A 17,187-nucleotide genomic window follows, 5' to 3' on the forward strand; every position below is an offset into this window, starting at 1 on the left:
GTGCCGTCGCCATCGCCGGCGCGACACAGTTGACACGGATATTCCAGCCTACGGATATTGCGGCAGCAGTCCCGTTTTGAAACAGAACAATTCCAGCACGCACGGCAATATTAATTGCCAAAACTGAACATCGCCTATTCAAATCGGACATTCTCATATTATTTCTGGTCAAGTTTTAATCGAATCGACCGCATTCCTTTACAGATAAGGCTTTCCGGCCAATCAACATAATCCTTGGCGTGCTTGACAGCATATTCCACGCATGACTAGCATGTGCCCACCAAAATCCCGTGTTGCGAATCACGCAAACCTATAAATGGTATTTTTGTGACCCCTTGATTGATTTTACAAATCAGAATCCAGAAGATCTCGCGAGTACAAAGCAATAAACCACAGGAGAGAAATATGAGTGGCTCAATCAGGAAATTGCCGCTTTCCGCGCCGCAACTCGATTTCTGGGAAGCTGCGCAGGCTTACGCGGTGCCCTCGACCAACATTTACGCGGCCGAATACCTCGATATTCGCGGACCGCTCGATCAGCAACGCTTCGAACGCGCGCTGCGACAGGTCATCGACGAGGCCGAGACGCTGCATACCGTACGCTTTGCCGAGGCCGTCGACGGGCCGGTGCGCATCGTCGACGATACGGTCGGCGCGAACTGGGCGTTGCTGTATCGGGATCTGAGCGGCGTGCACGATGCACACTCACAGGCGCTTGCACAGATGCGCGACCATTACTCGCGCACAATCGAACTGGAGCATGGGCCGTTTTTCGCGTACATCCTTTTCAAGCTCGACGACAACCGGTACTACTGGTATCAGGGCTACGCGCACATCGTCGTCGACGGCTACTCGTGCAGTCTGCTTGCCACGCGCGTCGCCGAGGTCTACAGCGCGCTGTACGCCGGCTTGCCGACACCGCCCTGCCGCTTCGCGTCGCTCGAAGCGCTCATGGAAGACGAGCGCTCGTATCGCGACTCCGCGCAGTACACCGAGGATCGCCGCTATTGGCTGAGCCGTTTCGCGGACCACCCTCGCACCACCACGCTCGCCGGCCCGGCGCTGTTGCCCGAGCGCGACTCGCTGCCGGACATGCGCGAGACCCGCTACGCGCAACCCGGCCAGCACGCGCGCATTGAGACCGTAGCGAAGGATCTGTTCAAGTCGACGGTCCCTCAACTGATTACTGCGCTGACGGCCGCCTACATTCATCTGCAAACCGGCGCACACGACGTAGTGCTCGCCGTGACCGCCATGGCGCGTGCGTCGTCGCGCGAGCGGCGCACGCCCTGCGAGACGGCGAACATGCTGCCGCTGCGCCTGTCGGTCGAACCTTCGAACACGCTCGACGAACTGTGCCGGCAAGCGAATCAGGAGATGACCGCGTTGCGTCGGCATCAACGCTACCGCATGGGCGACCTGCACCGTGAACTGGTGTCGCTCGACAATGGGCAAGGCGTGTTCGGCACCGAGATCAACATCATGTCGTTCGACTACGACCTGGCCTTCGCCACAAGCCGGGCCACGTCGCACAACCTGGCCGTCGGTATCACCGACGACTTCATGGTGAATCTGACCGACCGTCGCAACGGCGAGCCGCTGCGCTTCGATTTCGATGCCAGCCCGCAGTACTACCGGCGCGCCGATCTGAACGCACACGTCACGCGGTTTCTGGCACTCGCCCAGGCCGCGCTGGATGCCCCCGAAGCGCCGCTGCGTGAGCTCGATGCCCGCCTCGAAGCGCAACCCGACTGGCGGCCGGCGCTTGCGCCGGCGGTCTAACCGACCGATCGCTTGCCACCCCCTCACTGGAGTCCAATCATGGCTTACAAGGAATCACGCTTCTGGCATCCGCGCCAGCATCCGGTCGCAGCGGCAACGGGAAAGCCCGTGCGGATCGTTCGCGGCGAAGGCTGTTTTCTCTACGACGACACCGGCCGGCCATTGCTGGATGCGGTTGCATCGCTCTTTAACGTGTATGTCGGACACGGCCGCCGGGAGATCAAGGAGGCGATCCTGCGCCAACTCGACGAGCTCGAGTACCACCCGGTCTTCGCCGGTTTCAGCCATCCGCGCGCAGAAGAACTGTCGGCGCGTCTGGTTGGGATGCTCGAACCCGAGGACATGCGGCGCGTGATCTTCGGTTCCGGCGGTTCGGACGCGGTCGAGGCCGCGTTGATGATCGCGCGGCAATACTGGAAGGTCGCCGGAGAACCCGAGCGCACCAAGTTCATCTCGTTGAAGCAGAGTTATCACGGTTCGCACTTCGGCGGCAGTTCGGTGACCGGCAACACCGCGTACCGGCGCAACTACGAGCCGGTGCTCGCCGGCTGCTTTCACGTCGAGACGCCGTGGATCTACCGCAACCCGTTCACACACGATCCCGAGGAGTTGGGGCGTACATGCGCCGCGCTGCTCGAGCGTGAGATTGTGTTTCAGGGCCCCGGCACGGTTGCGGCGTTCATCGCGGAACCGGTGCAGGCTACCGGCGGCATCATCGTGCCGCCCGCGAACTACTGGCCGCTCGTGCGGGAAGTCTGCAACCGCCACGGTGTGCTGTTGATCGCCGATGAAGTCGTGACCGGCTTCGGGCGCACCGGCGCGCTGTTCGGCAGTCGCGGCTGGGGCGTCGCGCCGGACATCATGTGCTTTGCGAAAGGAGTGTCCTCGGGATACCTGCCGCTGGGTGCAACGCTTGTCAACCGGCGTATCGAGGAAGCGTTCGCCGGGAATCCCGGCGCTGCGGGCACGCTGATGCACGGCTACACCTACGCGGGTCACCCCATCGTCTGTGCAGCGGCGCTTGCGAACCTGCAGATCGTGATTGACGAAAATCTCACGGCCAATGCCGCGCAGCAAGGCGCATATCTGCTCGAACGCCTGCAGCCGCTGGTGGATCGTTACCCCGTGGTCGGCGACGTGCGGGGCAAGGGGCTGCTAGTCGGCATCGATCTGGTGAAAAGCAAGGAAACGCGCGAGCCGATCGATCCCGCAGACGGCTACGGCGCCGCGCTGGCGGAAGCCACGCGCGAAGCAGGCGTGCTGATTCGCTCGCTCGGCAACCGGCTCGCAATCGCACCGCCGCTGATCATCGACCGCGCTCAAGTGGACATGATCGTCGCGGCAATCGAGCACGCATTCGAGCGCGTGCGGCGCGACTGAGTCCGCGTGCGCCGGGGTCGGGCCGATCCGGCGCAAGACACACCGCCCGAAGCGCAGGATGGGTACGCCGCGCGACGGGCAGCGTGCAATGCGATCAGCCCGGCGAGCCGTTCGGCGTGTCGAAGTACTGGCTCGGCGACACGCCGAAGGTGCGCCTGAACGTCGCCGCGTAAGTCGTGGCGCTGCGATAGCCGACCTGATGCGCCGCCTGGGTAACCCGGCCGCCGCTTGCCAGAAGCACAAGCGACATCGACATACGGAGCTGCTGACGCCATGCCGCAACGCTCATGCCGGTCTCGCTGCGAAAGAGACGAGCCAGATGTCGCGGGCTTAAGGCCACGTCGCGGGCGAGCGAATCGAGTGGCTGCTCGCAATGCGGTTCGCGCTGCAAGCGCTCGCACAGCTTGACGAGCCGGCGGTCCTCGGGCATCGGCAGGCTGAGCGGCGTCTGCGACAGCATCTGCAGTTCCTGGGCGATCAGCACAGCGCATGCGTTCTCGCCTGGTGTACCGGAGTCGAGAATCTCATCGTAGACGCGCGGCGCGAGTTCTCGCAGCAACGGCGAGACCTTGACCGCGCAGACCTGCCACGGTAACGACACGCACAGCGTGGCGCCGAAGTAAAGCGAACAGAGCTCTGCGTTACCGACCACGCGCAGCGCATGCACCACCTGTGGCGGAATCCAGATTGCGCGCATGGGCGGCGCAATCCAGCGCGTACCCGCGACGTCCAGCACCAGGACCCCGCTGCGCGCGAAGAGCAACTGACCATATGTATGGGCATGCGCTTCGTATTCGGTTTCGAAAACCTGCGGGGCACGCGTACGTGCCACGCTGCCGCTGACGCTTGGCCGGATTCCGGCAAACGCAAAGGTACGCGCCGGCGCGAGTCGCTCGGGCGACTTCTCGGGAAAATATGTCATGAGGCGTTTCCTGATGGGGCTGATGAGAGTTGCGTGGACAACAGCAGACGGCGGCACGCGAACACGCCCGCGCTGCCGCGACGTGGCCTGTGCCTGTGCCTGTGTGCGGCTATTCGGGTTGCACCTCGGGTTCCTCCGCCGGCACGCTCGCGTCCCGCATGCGCGTGTAGCCGGACGGAGGATTCGGCAGCAATCGCACGCGGCCAGACGCTGCGTCGTTAAGGAGCCGCTTCGTGACAGCAAGCGCGGCGGCGAGATCCGCCTCGTAGTGCTGCTCGGCGAGGGCCGCCGCGAGCGCCCGCAAGGTGCGCAGCAGATTCGGCGCACGGCACTGCTCGGCCATTTGCCCAATTCGCACGATGTCGAGACCGAACGCGCCCGATATGTCGACGCCCGACTCGCGACTCATCGATTCACGCAGCGCACGCGCATCGACACCGTCCGGCAGACGCACGCCAAGCACTGTCTGCAAGCGCACGCCTGGCTCGACCGCGAACGAGAGGCCGAGTGCGCGCAAGCCGGCCTGCAACGCATGAGAGCAACGCCGGTGCCGCAGGAAACGCTCATCCGGTGTTTCCTCACAATACAGCCGCAGCGCTTCATGAAGTGCGAGGATCCCCGGCACCGGCGCCGTATAGTGATAGGCACGCCGCAACCAGAAATCCGCTGCGAGCCGAGCGTCGAGACACCAGTGCGCCGAGGCTTCGCGACGCGCTTCGATGCGAGCGCACGCGCGCGGCGAGAACGCGACCAGCGCCACACCGGGAATCGCGCCCAATGCCTTCTGTCCTCCCACGACGGCGGCGTCGATGTGCCAGTCCGCCATCTGGAACGGCATCGCGCCCAGGGTACAAACGGCATCGACCAGAACAAGGCAGCCTTGTGCCCGCGCAATTCTGCAGATTTCCGGCAATGCGGTGTTATGCACAGTGTGCGAAGTCTCACCGTGACAGATTGTCAACACGCCATAGCGACCGCGGCGCAGTTCGCGAGCGACGTCGTCGGCAGCGGCGGCATGAAATGGCGGTGTTGTGAGTCGGACCACGTCGCCCCCCGCACGCGCAGCCATCTCCGCGATCCGCATGCCGAAGTGGCCATTGCAGACGGACAGCACACGCGTCGCGGGCGTGACCAGATTCGACACGGCCATCTCGAGGCCCGCCGAAGCGGGGCCCGCCACGCCGAGAATCGTTGCGTCGGAACTCTGGAACAGATATGCCCCCATCTGCATAACCTGCTCCAGCACGGTATCCATCGTGCTGCCGAGGTGATTGATCATCAGCGTGTTCGCGCGGGCGACGGAATCGGCAAGCGGCACGGGTCCCGCACCCATCAGGAGCGGCAGTTCGCCGGCGAGCAGATCGTCGACCCGTACGATGTCGTGTACAGACTTGAATCCCAGCATTCCATATCTCCGGCAGACGGTTAAAGAAGGAGGGCGTCGCATCACTCACAGGTAGCAGATTGAACACGTATTTCCACTACAACAAAACTGTCCTTTAGGACAGGCCCACGGCCGGCATCGTCGAACGCCGCTTGCGTTGAGAGCCGCAGCCGTGCTCTACGAGAGATACAACATGGACACGCTGGATGAGGTTTTCGAGCAGTTGCAGCACCAGCAAAACGCCGAAGACGCGTTTGCGGTAATCAGGAATGCGGCCGCGGCACTAGGCTTTCCCTACTGCACGTATGGGCGGCGCAGCGCGATGCCGTTGGCGCGGCCCGAGGTGCAAATCCTGAGCAATTACCCGGTGGCGTGGCAGCAGCGTTATATCGAACGCGGTTACGCGGCGCGAGACCCGTCTGTACGCCGCGCCGCCCGAGCGAAGCAACCGGTCATCTGGCAAGCTAAAGAGGAATCCGAAGAATTGCAGTTCTGGGATGAAGCGGTGAGCTTCGGTCTGCGGTACGGCTGGGCGCAAGCGAGCTACGATTGCTCGTCGAATCTCGGCCTGCTGAGTCTCGTGCGCGAAACGGAACCCATCACGCTAGCCGAAGTGCGGAGCCGACGGGCGGCATGTGCAGCGCTCGCCGAGGCTGCCCATTTGCACCTGATGCCGCTACTCGCAGGCGCCCCGCCGATCGCATTGACGGCGGACCGCTTGACGTCGCGTGAGCGCGAGGTGCTGACATGGACCGCTGATGGCAAGACCGCGTTCGAAATCGGCCAGATCCTCGGCACAGCCGAGCGGACCGTCAAGTTTCATCTACAGAACGCGGTCGTCAAACTGGACGCAAGAAACAAGACCCATGCGGCGACGAAAGCGCTATTGCTGGGATGGCTGGTTTGAGCAGCAACGGAGATCGGGTATCTCACCGGTCAAACCGATACAGGATCGCGTTGCAGTCTTCGATGTACAGGTCGTGAACGGCATAGTCGCCCTCGGACACCAGCGGGATCACCTTTGCCCAAAAGGCAGCCGCGCCCAGATTTTCCTTGACGTGCCATATCTGCCACGCGCCGGGGAATCGGGTCAGCAGGTCGGACACGACCTGCTTGCCCACGCCGAGACCGCGAAAACGCCGCGACACGAAGAAGTAACCGATGTTGTGCTTCGCCCCTGCAGCATGAACCTCGTCATCGACGATGACGAAACCGGCGACCTCTCCATCCACGAGTATGAGAAACGGAGACGTTGTGGCGCTCGCTAAATAGTCGAGCTTAGGGCGAAGCGCAAAGAAGCCGTCTTCGGCGAACGGAAGCGGAATCCATTCGCTGAAGTCGTAGTTATAGAACTGCATCAGGTTCACGATGCGTTGATGGTCTGGTGTTCCCGCCAGTTTCAATTCGATGTTTGGCATAGTCGGCTGCGCGTCTGAATCCATGATATTACCCGTGCGATCCATGCCAAGTCACGACCGGTCGAATCAGACTGCCTCCGGATAAAGGCCATGCACCCGCGCAAAGAGCCGGGACAAGCCGAGCAGCGCGTCGATGTTCTGCGTCGCGATCTCCAGTCCACGTCCGATCTCCTGCACCACCGCGACGAGGCTATCGAGTTCGATCGTGCGGCCCGCTTCGACGTCCTGAAGCATCGAGGTCCGAAATGCGCCAAGCTTCGCGGTAATCGCATGACGGTCCTGCGGCGTCTGCTCGATCGTGCAGCCAATCCGCGCGCCGATCGCAGCCGCCTCGACCATCGCGGCCGAGCAGAACGCCCGGACGAGCGGATCGGCGAGCACCCGGTCCGTCGTTGCGCCGGTGATGGCGGAAATGGGGTTGATCGTCATGTTCCCCCATAGCTTGTACCAGATGTCACGCCGGATATTGTCCGAATGCGTGACGTCAAAGCCCGCGCCGCGCAGCACATCGACCGCCTCCGCAACCCGCGGGCTATGTCCGCCTTGCGCCGCACCGACGATGAGGCCACGCCCCATCCTGTGCTCAACGACTCCGGGCTGCGCCGTCGACGCGCTTGCGTGCACCACGCAGCCGACGACCTGCTCGTCGCGCATACTCGCCGATAACACGCCGTCCGGGTCGACCGATCGCAGAGGACGATGCTCGAAACCCGCGACGCCATGACAGAACCACCAGGGCACGCCGTTCATCGCGGGCATGACGAGCGTTTCAGGGCCGATCAACGGCGTGAGCCGCGGCATCAGTTCCGGCAGCGCCTGACCCTTTACCGCAATGACGACGACATCCTGTACGCCAAGACTGCGGGCATCATTCTCGGCTCGCACTCGCGCGTGCGTCTCGGCGCCGGCATGGCGAACCCGCCAGCCATGCGCTTGCAGCGCAGCCAGCGCCGCTCCGCGCGCAAGCACGCTCACGTCGGCACGGCCGGCCGCCGCCAGATGCACACCGATCAACCCGCCGATCGCGCCGGCACCCACAATGCAAATTTTCACGTTCATTCCCGAATGTAGATTCACTTCAGCCGCGCTTGCGCGCAGCCGCTTCCCGGTAGTTGGCCTTGAGCCACTCGGGGACCCGCTCGTCGAAACCGAGCGCGACGCGGCGCACCTCCGCGCTATCGGTCGGTTGATGGCCTACTCCCAGTGCACTGGCACGCGGCGCCTCAAGCGCCTCCACCCATCCGCCAAGCCGCCCCACGCCAGTGATTTCGCACTCCACATAATCGCCGGGATCCACCGAACGGGAATGACAAGGTGTACCCATCAAGATCGCGTCGCCCGGCAACAGCGTGATGTGGCGCGCGATATCGGCGATCACGTAGTGGGGGCCCCAGATCGTTTCTTCGCCGATCCGCGCTTCCTGCACGACGAGCCCGTTGCGGTAGGTACGCAGCGTCTGCTCCAGGAGATTCACGCCCCGCACGAGTCCAGGCCCGATCGGCAGCAGCGTATCCGCGCCCTTCACGCGCAGCATCGACCCTTGATCCGTGTCGCGGAAGTCCTGCAGGCCCATATCAAGCGCCGGACAGAAACCTTCGATGTAATCCCACGCTTCATCAGGCAATACATTGCGGCAGGTCTTGCCGATCACGACGGCATATTCGCCCTCGTAGTTCAGATACCTGCAATCGGCGGGTTTGAGTATCTGTCCGTCGTGCCCGTTCAACGCGGTGGGCGGCTTCGTAAAATAGGTCGGCGCATCGGTCGGTCGCGGCTTGTTGCGCGTCTCGATGCTGCGCGAACTGTACGAGATGTGAACCGCGATGATCTTGCTGGGCGACACAGGCGGCAAATGTGCAACGCCGGCAGGATCGACCACGCGCCCATCGTCGAGCCGCAGCAGGCCGGCGTCCGCGCCCGCTTCGATCAACGTGCCCCAGAACGCGCTACCGCCGATCAGAATGCAACGGCGTTCAACACGCGGCCCACACATCACGGCGGGCAGCTCCTTCAACGGGAATTCGAAGCTCATTCGTCGCCCCTCCGCTCCGTGTCGAACCACACGTGGACGTTGCCTGTGCCGCGCGCGTTCTCGTAGGCGGACAGGACCTCACCCTGCGCCTTGCACGCTCCGGCGCCCATCGCACCGATCATCTGCAGGTAGTGCGCGCCGAACGCTTCCCACGGTACGCGGCGATAATCCCGGTCCCAGTTCTCGACGATCAGGTCGTGACGGCCCTCTTTCATCAGTTCGATGGCCTGCTTGTCGCTGGCGATGTTCGCAACACTCGAAACATTCGATTCATGAAAGATCCGCGGATGATTCGGCTTCCAGTCGATGCCGTTGAACCTGTGACTCAGCGCGCCGGACGCCAGCAGGAGCACGCGCAGATCGCTGCGCGCGATCGCTTCGCCGATCACTTCGCCCGATTGCAGGAAATGACGCGGTTCGCAGTTCTGACATGAGCTCACCGTCACCACAGGCCACGCTTCCAGCTGCATCTGCTTGATCACGTTGATCGTCGGGTAGTGGCGCGGCAGATCCGGGTTGCCGATGGCACGCGATTGCACGCCCCGTTCCCGGGCCACGGCCTCGACGCTTCTCGCAAACCCGGGGTGGCCACGATATTCGTAAGGTACGCCGAACAGGTACCACGGCATCTCGTCGGAAATGTAGGTGCCACGGTAGGCACTGCCGGCATCGATCAGGTGATATCCCGTCGTGAACCAGTGGGAATCGAACAGCACCACGATATCCGGATTGGCGGCTGCAATCCTCTCGCGCACCCTGCGGTATCCCGCGATCAGATCCGAATCGGACCCGGCGCCCTGAAGCACGCGAAACTCCTCACACTGCATCAAGCCGGGATGGTGCGATACGATGGCCGCGCCGACGATCTGTCCCATGAAATCTCCTCCTCATCGATGACTGAAACTCGCGCGAAACGGCTGCTTCGGCAAGATGATGTCCTTCACGTCGCAAAAGAACTCGAAGCTCCAGTCGCCGCCCTCGCGTCCGATGCCTGAGCGTTTGATCCCGCCGAACGGCGCCGCGAGGTCGCGGATACCGAAGCTGTTGATCCAGATGAAACCCGTACGCACGCGCTCGGCTACGCTGGTGGCATGCTCTGCCGCTCCATAGCACACGCCGCCCAGGCCATAGTCGGTGCCATTGGCAAGCTCCACAGCCTCGTCGTCCGTCGAGAAGGTCTGCAGCGTGAGCACTGGACCGAACACCTCCTGCTGCACGATCTCATCGGACTGCCGCAGATTCGTGAGCATCGTCGGCGCGAAATAGAGCTTGCCGTACGGATGCGCCTGCCCTCCCCATAGGGCCGTGGCCCCACGCGCGAGTGCGCGTTCGACAAAACCCTCCACGCGCTCCAACTGTCGCGCGTGAATGATGGGGCCGACCTCGGTACCTTCTTCACGTGGATCGCCAATGTTCAGCGCTTCGACATAGCCGCGCATGGCCTCGATGAAACGCTGCGCGATCGCCTGATGCACGAGAAAGCGTGTGCCTGCAAGGCACACCTGGCCGGCGTTGCGATACATCAATGCGCCGGTGGCCGCCGCGCTGTCGATGTCGGCATCGGCGAGCACGATGAACGGCGACTTTCCGCCTAGCTCGAGGCTGCATGGCACGAGATTGGCGCCCGCGGCCTGAGCGATGCGCTTCGCCGTCGCGACCGAGCCGGTAAACGACACGCGGGCAAGACGAGGATCGCCGACCAGTTTGGCGCCCGTGTTCGCGCCGCTGCCCTGAAGCAGATTGAATACGCCTCGCGGCAAGCCCGCCGCCTGTGCGCAGTCGGCAAGCAGCGAAGACGTGAGCGGCGCCCACTCCGGCGCCTTGAGAACGACCGTGTTGCCGGCGGCAAGCGCCGGACCGATCTTCCATGTCGACAGCATGAGCGGTGAATTCCACGGCGTAATAACCGCGACAACGCCAGCCGGATCGTGACGGACGCGATGGTGCGCCTGCACGGTGTCGAGCGTGCGGTCCTGGAGCGTCAGCGCGTGTTCGGCAAACCACTGGAGGTTTTGCATCGCGCGAGGCACGACGCCATGACGCATGCGCGAGAGCAGCACGCCGGCATCGTTGCTTTCGAGTACGCAGAATGCGTCGGTGCGCTTGCCGATTTCGGCCGCGAAGCGGTCCAGATAGGGCTTGCGTCCACCCGCACCCAATGCGGCCCACGCGGGGAAGGCGTGGGCCGCGGCAGCGACGGCGGCGTCGACTTCCTCGCCGCCTGCTTCATGAATGAAGCCGAGCGAACGCCCATCGATTGGCGAGAAGTTTTCGAACGTGTCGCCCGATGCAACGCGTTCGCCGTCGATGTAGTGCGCCGCCGAAACCGTAACGCCGGCGATCTCCAGAAGCGATTGAGTCATGTACTTTCCTCTGCAAGAACTCAGGCCGGCCTGAACCGGGCTGCAAGCGCGCGCGCTGTCTGCGCGAGCAGTGAGGTATCGACGCCGACCGCGGCGAAGCGTATCCCGCCCGCGATGTAATGGCGCGCCAGCGTCTCATCGGTGCACAGGATGCCCGCCGGTTTGCCGGCACGCGCGAGGGTCCGGATCGCGTCGTCGATGACGGCCTGCACCTCGGCATGCGTGGGCTTGCCGAGATACCCCATCGAAGCGGCCAGATCCGCGGGACCGATGAAAATGCCGTCGACGCCGTCGACCTGCGCGATCGCCTCGAGCTGTGAGATCGCGTCGATCGTCTCGACCTGCACGAGCAGACATACCTCGTCGTCGGCACGCTCGAGATAGTCCACAAAACCGTTCCAGCGAGACGAGCGCGCGAGACCGCTGCCAACCCCGCGTGTGCCGGCCGGCGGATAGCGCATCGCCCGGGCAAGCTGCTGCGCTTGCACCGCGTCTTCGACCATCGGCACAAGCAGCGTCTGCGCGCCGATCTCCAGCACCTGCTTGATGAGCGATGGATCGCCGTGCGGGATGCGCACGACCGGATGCGATCCATAAGCGGCAACGGACTGCAATGTCGCGAGCATCGAACGCAGATCGTTCGGCGCGTGCTCGCCGTCGATCAGCAGCCAGTCGAAACCGCACGAGGCGCACAGCTCGGCCGCATAGGGATCGCCCAAGCCGAGCCAGAGTCCGATCTGGATGCGGTCCGACGCGAGTGCTTTCTTGAACGCATTGGCAGGAGTACGCATCGTATTCCTCACCCGAAACGCACGGAGACGCTGCCGAGCGCGCCATAGTCGGCGGTCAGCACATCGCCGGCGGCACACGCCACCGGACGCGTGAACGAGCCTCCCAGCACGATTTCGCCGGCAGCGAGCCCTTCGCCGTAAGGCGCGAGCTTGTTCGCCAGCCAGGCAACGCCGTTGGCAGGATGATTGAGTACCGCGGCGCCGAGACCGGATTCTTCGATCACGCCATTTTTGAACAGCATGGCGCCGGCCCAACGAAGATCGATTGCATCGGGCTTCACCGGGCGCCCGCCCAGCACGATCGCGGCATTCGCGGCGTTGTCCGCGACGGTGTCGAGCACCTTGCGTGGCGTCCCGGTCTCACGATCGGTCAGCGCGATGCGCGCATCGATCAGTTCAAGTGCGGGCACGACATAGTCGGTCGCTGCCAGCACATCGAAAATCGTCACATTCGGCCCCGAGAGCGGCTTGGCCAGAATGAACGCAAATTCAACCTCGATGCGCGGGACGATGAAGCGCGCCGCTTCGATCGTCGTACCTTCGGCAATCAACATGTCGTCCAGCAACGTACCGTAGTCGGGTTCGGTGATCTGCGCGGCAATCTGCATCGCACGCGACGTGAGCCCGATCTTGTGACCGATGACGCGACGCCCCTGGCCAAGCTTGATCGCGAGCCACGCGCGCTGGATTGCATAACTGTCGGCGAGCGTCATCTCCGGATAACGCTTCGAAAAATGATCCAGTTGCCGTCGGCTGTGCTCAGCGTGGTGCAGCTCCTCGGCCAGGGTGCGATGAAGGTGGGGATCCAGCATTGCGATGTCTCCGGATAGGCGCGGCAGGTGGCGCGCTCTGTGATGTCATCGCTGGATTCTCACGGCGCCACATCTCGCAGACAAGCGATAGATCCTGTGCAATTGCGAAGAAAAACTTGATAATCGGGCACAACGCCGGACCGGGCCTTCGCGCATGAATCCGAGCCCGTGCAAGCCCCTTCCCTGACGACACATCATGGAGCCCTGTCATGCCGCAATCCCGGATCACCCTGCGACAGCTCGAAGCATTTCTGGCGACCAGCGACGAACTCAGCTTCGCCGCCGCGGGTGAACGGATGGGGTTGACGTCGTCGGCCGTCAGCCAGCTCGTAGCGGAACTCGAATCGGTGCTGGGGTTTCGTCTGTTCGACCGGACCACGCGCCGGGTGAATTTGTCGAGCGCGGGCCGGGATTTCATGGCGTCCGCCGAGTCGGTGCTGAGATATTTGCGCGCAGCGGAAACGACGGCGGACGATTTACGCAACCGCGCCGCAGGGATCGTGCGCGTCGGCGCACCGCTCATTCTGGCTGCCACAGCGCTGCCCGCCGCGATCCGGGATTACGCCAAGGTGATGCCCAAAGTCGTGGTCCGTATTCGCGACACGCCCGTCGACGCGCTCGTCGAACGTGTCGCGAGCGGCGACGTCGATCTGGCAATAGGTCCCAACCGGCCAACCGCCGCCACCGTCGAATCGCTGCCCGCGTTCGACAGTCCGTGGGTCCTGTGGTGCAGTCCGGGCATCGCGCTCGCCAAGCGCAAACGCGTATCGTGGGCGGATTTGCGCAGCATCCCGCTTGTCGCAGCGGGCAGGGATCATGAAATGAGCGTGGCGCAGATGCGCAGCAGCGCGCCTCCCGATGCGCGCATCGTGCCCATCGATGTGGTCGACAACATCACCACGGCGCTCGGAATCGCGGCGCATGGCCTCGCGGCGACGCTCGCACCTCAATACGTAGGCGTGCTCGCCGAGGCGTTCGGGCTCACCATGCGGCGCGTCGTCGATCCGGAAACGATCCGGCAGGTGTGCGTCTACCGGCCCGTCAGACGTGCAAGCTCGCCGGCAGCCGACGGATTTCTGGCTTACCTGTTGGACTGGCTGCGGAATTGGCAACACGCAACGGGGCAAACGCGAGCCAGGTAGCCAGAGGTGAGTACCGGCGCAGCCGAGCGGCGACCATAGCAGACGGCCGATCGGCCCGCCCGTTTCCGCACGGCCGTTACGTCTTGCGTTGCAGGAACGACGAAAGAAAGGCCGCGAGCAGCGGATCGGTCACCATCGTGGTGCCGGCATTCGGTTGTGCGGTGATGACCTTCAGCGCGCGCTCGTGGTAAGCCAGCGCGGCGGTCCTCGCCGCCTTCGGATCCTTCGCCTCGATCGCCTTCAGAACGCGCTGCCGCTCCTTGCCGATCGACCCCGTGGTGGCCCGCCAACTCTCCACGGTTCCGCCGGACAATTCGCGGGCAAGGCCGATCTGGAGACTCGTAAAAAACCGGCAGAGCGCGGCAAGCAGGGGATTCCCGGATGCCTGCCCGATTTCGCCGACGAACGCGCTGACAGCGCCGGAAATGCCCTCCGCGCTGTCGCCGTCCTGGATCTGCCGCAAGGCTTGCCGCATGGCCTCGATGTCTTCCGCCGTCGCGTGCTTTGCGGCCAGTTCCGCCGCATACGAGATCAGCGCCCCCAGCACGCCGAGCACCTGCGGCACACCGATGCGCTCGATCTGGATCATCGAGGAAAGCGACGCCGCGATCAGTTGATCGGTCTGTGCCGTCACATAGGCGCCGCTTCCATGCCGAACCTCGATGAGCTGCGCCGTGACGAGTCCGCGCACGGCTTCGCGAACAGTCGCGCCGCTGACCCCATAGCCTTCGGCCAACTGCTTTTCCGTGGGTAGCTTGGTCCCGCGTGGCAACTGTCCGCTCAAGATGCGATCGCGCAAATCCTCAAGGATCTGTTCCGCAGCATTGCCACGCTCAAGACGTTTCGAAGGTTGCCAATCGGGGCCGGTCGCATCAGACATGAATTCTCCTTTTCTGCCAATTGCATTATACTGATTTCAAGTCACCTGGTGACTTAGTGACAAATTAACTATGGCTGCCGGTTGTGCGCCGGCCGGGTTTATTGCCGCGACTGGGCGCAACGCGCCGCATCCGCGGATCCGATCAAAGGAGGATGCATGAAAATCAAACACTTCAGCGACACCGACTGGCATAAGGACCATCCTACTGGAATCGTCGTATTCCAGTACTGTCTCGAAGGTGACGATCCGATGTCCCCGGAAAACTTCATGCTGGTGCTCGGACGGCAGGACGGCGACTTCCACATGCCCCGCCATCGGCACAATTTCGAGCAGATCCGTTTGCCGCTTGTCGGCGACATGAACATCGGCGACGGCCTCAAACTGAAGGAGGGACAAGTCGGATATTTTCCCGAAGGACAACCGTACGGTCCGCAGGACGACCCACTCGGCAAGACGCCGCCGGGAGAGCGTCTGCAACTCGTCCTGCAGTTCGGCGGTTCATCGGGCTGCGGCTTCATGAGCATGCAGCAACGACTGGCCGCGCGAGACGAACTCGCGAGGATCGGCGAATTCGTCGGTCCCAACTACCGCCATCCGAACGGCAAGCTCGAATGGGGTCTCAACGTGATCTGGAAGCACGTCTTCGGCGAACGCCTGAAGTATCCGATGCCCCGTTACCCCGGCGTCGTGATCGCCGATCCGAGCCGATTCAACTGGATACCCGTGCAAGGCGCCAAGGGCGTGTCGAACAAGTTTCTTGGTTCGTTCTCCGAACGTGCCGCGTGGACGGAACTGGTCAAGCTCGCGCCGGGTGCCACGTGGACGTCCACGCATGAAACGGCACGACGGCTCCTGTTCGTGACGGGCGGCAGCGGCACGGCCGGCGCGGAAGCGATCGGGCTCTACGCGTCGATCCAGACGGAGCCCGGTGAAACCATGACGTTGACTGCCAAGGACGAACTGCAGATCTTCCTGATGGGCTTGCCGCCGATCGTCATCGAGCAAGACAGCGAGGCCGAGTTCGAATTCGTTGACGGAGAGGCCGATGACCGCGTTTGACCTCGCATCCATCGAGCGCTTGCTCAGCGATTTCGCCTGGTGTGCCGATCGTGGAGATGGCGCCGGGCTGGCGCAGCTCTTCGTCGCGGACGGTGTGCTCCATCTGGGTGAGCGTGAGTTCGTTGGCCGCGCGGCCATCGCGAGGGACTGCGAGGTGCGTGCAAGCACACCTGGCCGGAAGACGCGGCACGTCTGGTCGAATCTGCGCGTCGTGCGCAGAGAGGAAGCCAGCGCGAGCCTGACCGCGGTGCAGCTCACCTTCGAGCAGCGTGGCGACGATGTGCCCGCCGAACTGCGGATCAGCGACCTGCGCGATGACGTCTGCAAGGATGCCGACGGTGCCTGGCGCTTCTCGCGCCGCGTCATCCAGCGCCAGATGACGCTCCCGATGTAGCGGGCTGCGCGGCGAACCATTGCGGGCCCGCCTTGGCGCGCGTCGGGCAGGCTCGTTCTTTCATCCAACACGAGGGTCGCTTGATGGATTCGCTCGTTCTTCAACAGCTCGCGCCTCACGGCGTGCTGCGTACGGGCATCAACCTTGCCAATTTTCTGCTCGTGGGCCCCGCCGACGCAAAAGGTCATCGGACCGGGCTCGGGCCGGAATTCGCCCGTATGATCGCGTTGCGGTTGGGTGTTCCGTTTACCTGCGTGCCCTTCGTATCGCCGCGCGAACTCGCCGACGCGGCCAACCGCGATGCCTGGGACATCTGCCTTATCGGCGCGGAGCGCGACCGTGCGCAGACGATCGCGTTCACCTCAGCCTATCTCGAGATCGACGCAACCTGCCTCGTGCACGCCGAATCGCCGCTAATGTCCGCACAGACGCTCGACCGCGCCGGCGTCAGCATCGCGGCCGCAACCGGCAGCGCATACGAGCTGTGGCTGACGCGGCACATGAGGCACGCGCAGTTGCTGCGCGCGCCCACGCACGATCACGCGTACGAGGCATTTGCGCAGGGAAAAGCGGATGCCCTCGCCGGGCTCAGGCCGCGGCTCCTCCGCGACGAATCAACGCTTGCCGGCGTGAGATTGCTCGACGGATGCTTTACCGCGGTCCAGCAGGCGGTCGGCACCCATCTCCAGCACGAAGCAGGCGCGGCGTTCCTCGAACGCTTCGTCGAGGAAGCGAAGGCCTCGGGCTTGATTGACGAGCTGATCGAACGTCACCAGGTACGCGGCGTTCGCACTGCCCCGCTCCTGTCCTCCAGCAGCCGTTAAGGCC

At 63.6% G+C, this 17,187-nt stretch carries 17 protein-coding genes; 7 read left to right on the plus strand and 10 right to left on the minus strand.

From position 1 onward, the window contains the following. Positions 1-405: 405 nt before the first annotated feature. Both BUS12_RS00555 and BUS12_RS00560 read left to right on the plus strand, forming a co-directional pair. Positions 406-1,782: a condensation domain-containing protein gene (locus BUS12_RS00555; RefSeq protein WP_074293744.1), complete on the plus strand. Its 1,377-nt coding sequence runs from the start codon at positions 406-408 to the stop codon at positions 1,780-1,782. Between the two features lie 39 nt (positions 1,783-1,821). Next, the gene (locus BUS12_RS00560; protein ID WP_074293745.1) at positions 1,822-3,162 is read left to right on the plus strand and encodes an aspartate aminotransferase family protein; all 1,341 of its coding nucleotides are present in this window, start codon (positions 1,822-1,824) and stop codon (positions 3,160-3,162) included. 94 nt (positions 3,163-3,256) lie between these two features. Here the strand turns inward: BUS12_RS00560 and BUS12_RS00565 are convergent, their stop codons facing one another. Both BUS12_RS00565 and BUS12_RS00570 read right to left on the minus strand, forming a co-directional pair. Continuing rightward, the gene (locus BUS12_RS00565) at positions 3,257-4,084 is read right to left on the minus strand and encodes an AraC family transcriptional regulator (protein ID WP_074293746.1); all 828 of its coding nucleotides are present in this window, start codon (positions 4,082-4,084) and stop codon (positions 3,257-3,259) included. A 109-nt stretch (positions 4,085-4,193) separates the two neighbouring features. Further along, the gene (locus BUS12_RS00570) at positions 4,194-5,489 is read right to left on the minus strand and encodes a pyridoxal-phosphate-dependent aminotransferase family protein (RefSeq protein WP_074293747.1); all 1,296 of its coding nucleotides are present in this window, start codon (positions 5,487-5,489) and stop codon (positions 4,194-4,196) included. Between the two features lie 172 nt (positions 5,490-5,661). Between BUS12_RS00570 and BUS12_RS00575 the strand changes: the two genes are divergently transcribed. Then, a complete protein-coding gene (locus BUS12_RS00575; RefSeq protein ID WP_074293748.1) occupies positions 5,662-6,375 on the plus strand; it encodes a LuxR family transcriptional regulator in 714 nt (237 codons plus the stop codon). Positions 6,376-6,397: 22 nt separating this feature from the next. On the opposite strand, the gene BUS12_RS00580 is transcribed toward BUS12_RS00575, so the two are convergent. The 7 genes from BUS12_RS00580 to hpaH all read right to left on the minus strand — a co-directional run bounded on the left by BUS12_RS00580 (position 6,398) and on the right by hpaH (position 12,884). Then, positions 6,398-6,886 carry a GNAT family N-acetyltransferase gene (locus BUS12_RS00580; RefSeq protein ID WP_074296934.1) on the minus strand — a complete coding sequence of 163 codons (489 nt, stop codon included), beginning with the start codon at positions 6,884-6,886 and terminating at the stop codon, positions 6,398-6,400. Positions 6,887-6,952: 66 nt separating this feature from the next. After that, entirely contained in the window at positions 6,953-7,939 is a 987-nt protein-coding gene (locus tag BUS12_RS00585) for a 2-dehydropantoate 2-reductase (protein ID WP_074296936.1), read from the minus strand. A 25-nt stretch (positions 7,940-7,964) separates the two neighbouring features. Further along, positions 7,965-8,918, minus strand: a complete 954-nt coding sequence (locus BUS12_RS00590; RefSeq protein WP_074293749.1) for a fumarylacetoacetate hydrolase family protein — start codon at positions 8,916-8,918, stop codon at positions 7,965-7,967. Further along, positions 8,915-9,793, minus strand: coding sequence for a DODA-type extradiol aromatic ring-opening family dioxygenase (locus BUS12_RS00595; protein WP_074293750.1), 879 nt, complete (start codon positions 9,791-9,793; stop codon positions 8,915-8,917). Before BUS12_RS00595 ends, BUS12_RS00590 begins: the two co-directional genes overlap by 4 nt. 12 nt (positions 9,794-9,805) lie before the next feature. Further along, the gene (locus BUS12_RS00600; protein WP_074293751.1) at positions 9,806-11,281 is read right to left on the minus strand and encodes an aldehyde dehydrogenase family protein; all 1,476 of its coding nucleotides are present in this window, start codon (positions 11,279-11,281) and stop codon (positions 9,806-9,808) included. 20 nt (positions 11,282-11,301) lie between these two features. Beyond that, positions 11,302-12,072 (minus strand): 4-hydroxy-2-oxoheptanedioate aldolase, encoded by a 771-nt coding sequence (gene hpaI / locus BUS12_RS00605; RefSeq protein WP_074293752.1) that lies wholly within the window; start codon positions 12,070-12,072, stop codon positions 11,302-11,304. Between the two features lie 8 nt (positions 12,073-12,080). Further along, the gene (gene hpaH / locus BUS12_RS00610; protein ID WP_074293753.1) at positions 12,081-12,884 is read right to left on the minus strand and encodes a 2-oxo-hept-4-ene-1,7-dioate hydratase; all 804 of its coding nucleotides are present in this window, start codon (positions 12,882-12,884) and stop codon (positions 12,081-12,083) included. Between the two features lie 209 nt (positions 12,885-13,093). On the opposite strand from hpaH, the gene BUS12_RS00615 reads away from it, so the two are divergent. Beyond that, on the plus strand, positions 13,094-14,026 hold the full coding sequence (locus tag BUS12_RS00615; RefSeq protein WP_074293754.1) for a LysR family transcriptional regulator: 933 nt from the start codon (positions 13,094-13,096) through the stop codon (positions 14,024-14,026). A 76-nt stretch (positions 14,027-14,102) separates the two neighbouring features. Here the strand turns inward: BUS12_RS00615 and BUS12_RS00620 are convergent, their stop codons facing one another. Then, positions 14,103-14,906: a FadR/GntR family transcriptional regulator gene (locus BUS12_RS00620; protein WP_074293755.1), complete on the minus strand. Its 804-nt coding sequence runs from the start codon at positions 14,904-14,906 to the stop codon at positions 14,103-14,105. 156 nt (positions 14,907-15,062) lie between these two features. Between BUS12_RS00620 and BUS12_RS00625 the strand changes: the two genes are divergently transcribed. Genes BUS12_RS00625 through BUS12_RS00635 form a run of 3 tightly spaced genes read left to right on the plus strand, consistent with a single transcriptional unit; the run spans position 15,063 to position 17,183 of the window. Continuing rightward, entirely contained in the window at positions 15,063-15,965 is a 903-nt protein-coding gene (locus BUS12_RS00625) for a hypothetical protein (RefSeq protein ID WP_074293756.1), read from the plus strand. Further along, the gene (locus BUS12_RS00630; protein ID WP_074293757.1) at positions 15,952-16,359 is read left to right on the plus strand and encodes a nuclear transport factor 2 family protein; all 408 of its coding nucleotides are present in this window, start codon (positions 15,952-15,954) and stop codon (positions 16,357-16,359) included. The genes BUS12_RS00625 and BUS12_RS00630 overlap by 14 nt, the downstream gene beginning before the upstream one ends. Before the next feature lie 32 nt (positions 16,360-16,391). Next, a complete protein-coding gene (locus BUS12_RS00635) occupies positions 16,392-17,183 on the plus strand; it encodes a transporter substrate-binding domain-containing protein (RefSeq protein ID WP_216352686.1) in 792 nt (263 codons plus the stop codon). Positions 17,184-17,187 lie beyond the last annotated feature (4 nt).

The organism is Paraburkholderia phenazinium (assembly GCF_900142845.1).
GTDB lineage: Bacteria > Pseudomonadota > Gammaproteobacteria > Burkholderiales > Burkholderiaceae > Paraburkholderia > Paraburkholderia phenazinium_A.

Bases quoted from the DNA above. Each gene is read 5' to 3' on its own strand.
- BUS12_RS00630 (WP_074293757.1), top strand. From the start codon at position 15,952: ATGACCGCGTTTGACCTCGCATCCATCGAGCGCTTGCTCAGCGATTTC.
- BUS12_RS00570 (WP_074293747.1), bottom strand. From the start codon at position 5,489: ATGCTGGGATTCAAGTCTGTACACGACATCGTACGGGTCGACGATCTG.
- hpaH (WP_074293753.1), bottom strand. From the start codon at position 12,884: ATGCTGGATCCCCACCTTCATCGCACCCTGGCCGAGGAGCTGCACCAC.
- BUS12_RS00575 (WP_074293748.1), top strand. From the start codon at position 5,662: ATGGACACGCTGGATGAGGTTTTCGAGCAGTTGCAGCACCAGCAAAAC.
- BUS12_RS00620 (WP_074293755.1), bottom strand. From the start codon at position 14,906: ATGTCTGATGCGACCGGCCCCGATTGGCAACCTTCGAAACGTCTTGAG.
- BUS12_RS00600 (WP_074293751.1), bottom strand. From the start codon at position 11,281: ATGACTCAATCGCTTCTGGAGATCGCCGGCGTTACGGTTTCGGCGGCG.
- BUS12_RS00560 (WP_074293745.1), top strand. From the start codon at position 1,822: ATGGCTTACAAGGAATCACGCTTCTGGCATCCGCGCCAGCATCCGGTC.
- BUS12_RS00595 (WP_074293750.1), bottom strand. From the start codon at position 9,793: ATGGGACAGATCGTCGGCGCGGCCATCGTATCGCACCATCCCGGCTTG.
- BUS12_RS00615 (WP_074293754.1), top strand. From the start codon at position 13,094: ATGCCGCAATCCCGGATCACCCTGCGACAGCTCGAAGCATTTCTGGCG.
- BUS12_RS00565 (WP_074293746.1), bottom strand. From the start codon at position 4,084: ATGACATATTTTCCCGAGAAGTCGCCCGAGCGACTCGCGCCGGCGCGT.
- hpaI (WP_074293752.1), bottom strand. From the start codon at position 12,072: ATGCGTACTCCTGCCAATGCGTTCAAGAAAGCACTCGCGTCGGACCGC.
- BUS12_RS00555 (WP_074293744.1), top strand. From the start codon at position 406: ATGAGTGGCTCAATCAGGAAATTGCCGCTTTCCGCGCCGCAACTCGAT.
- BUS12_RS00590 (WP_074293749.1), bottom strand. From the start codon at position 8,918: ATGAGCTTCGAATTCCCGTTGAAGGAGCTGCCCGCCGTGATGTGTGGG.
- BUS12_RS00580 (WP_074296934.1), bottom strand. From the start codon at position 6,886: ATGCCAAACATCGAATTGAAACTGGCGGGAACACCAGACCATCAACGC.
- BUS12_RS00625 (WP_074293756.1), top strand. From the start codon at position 15,063: ATGAAAATCAAACACTTCAGCGACACCGACTGGCATAAGGACCATCCT.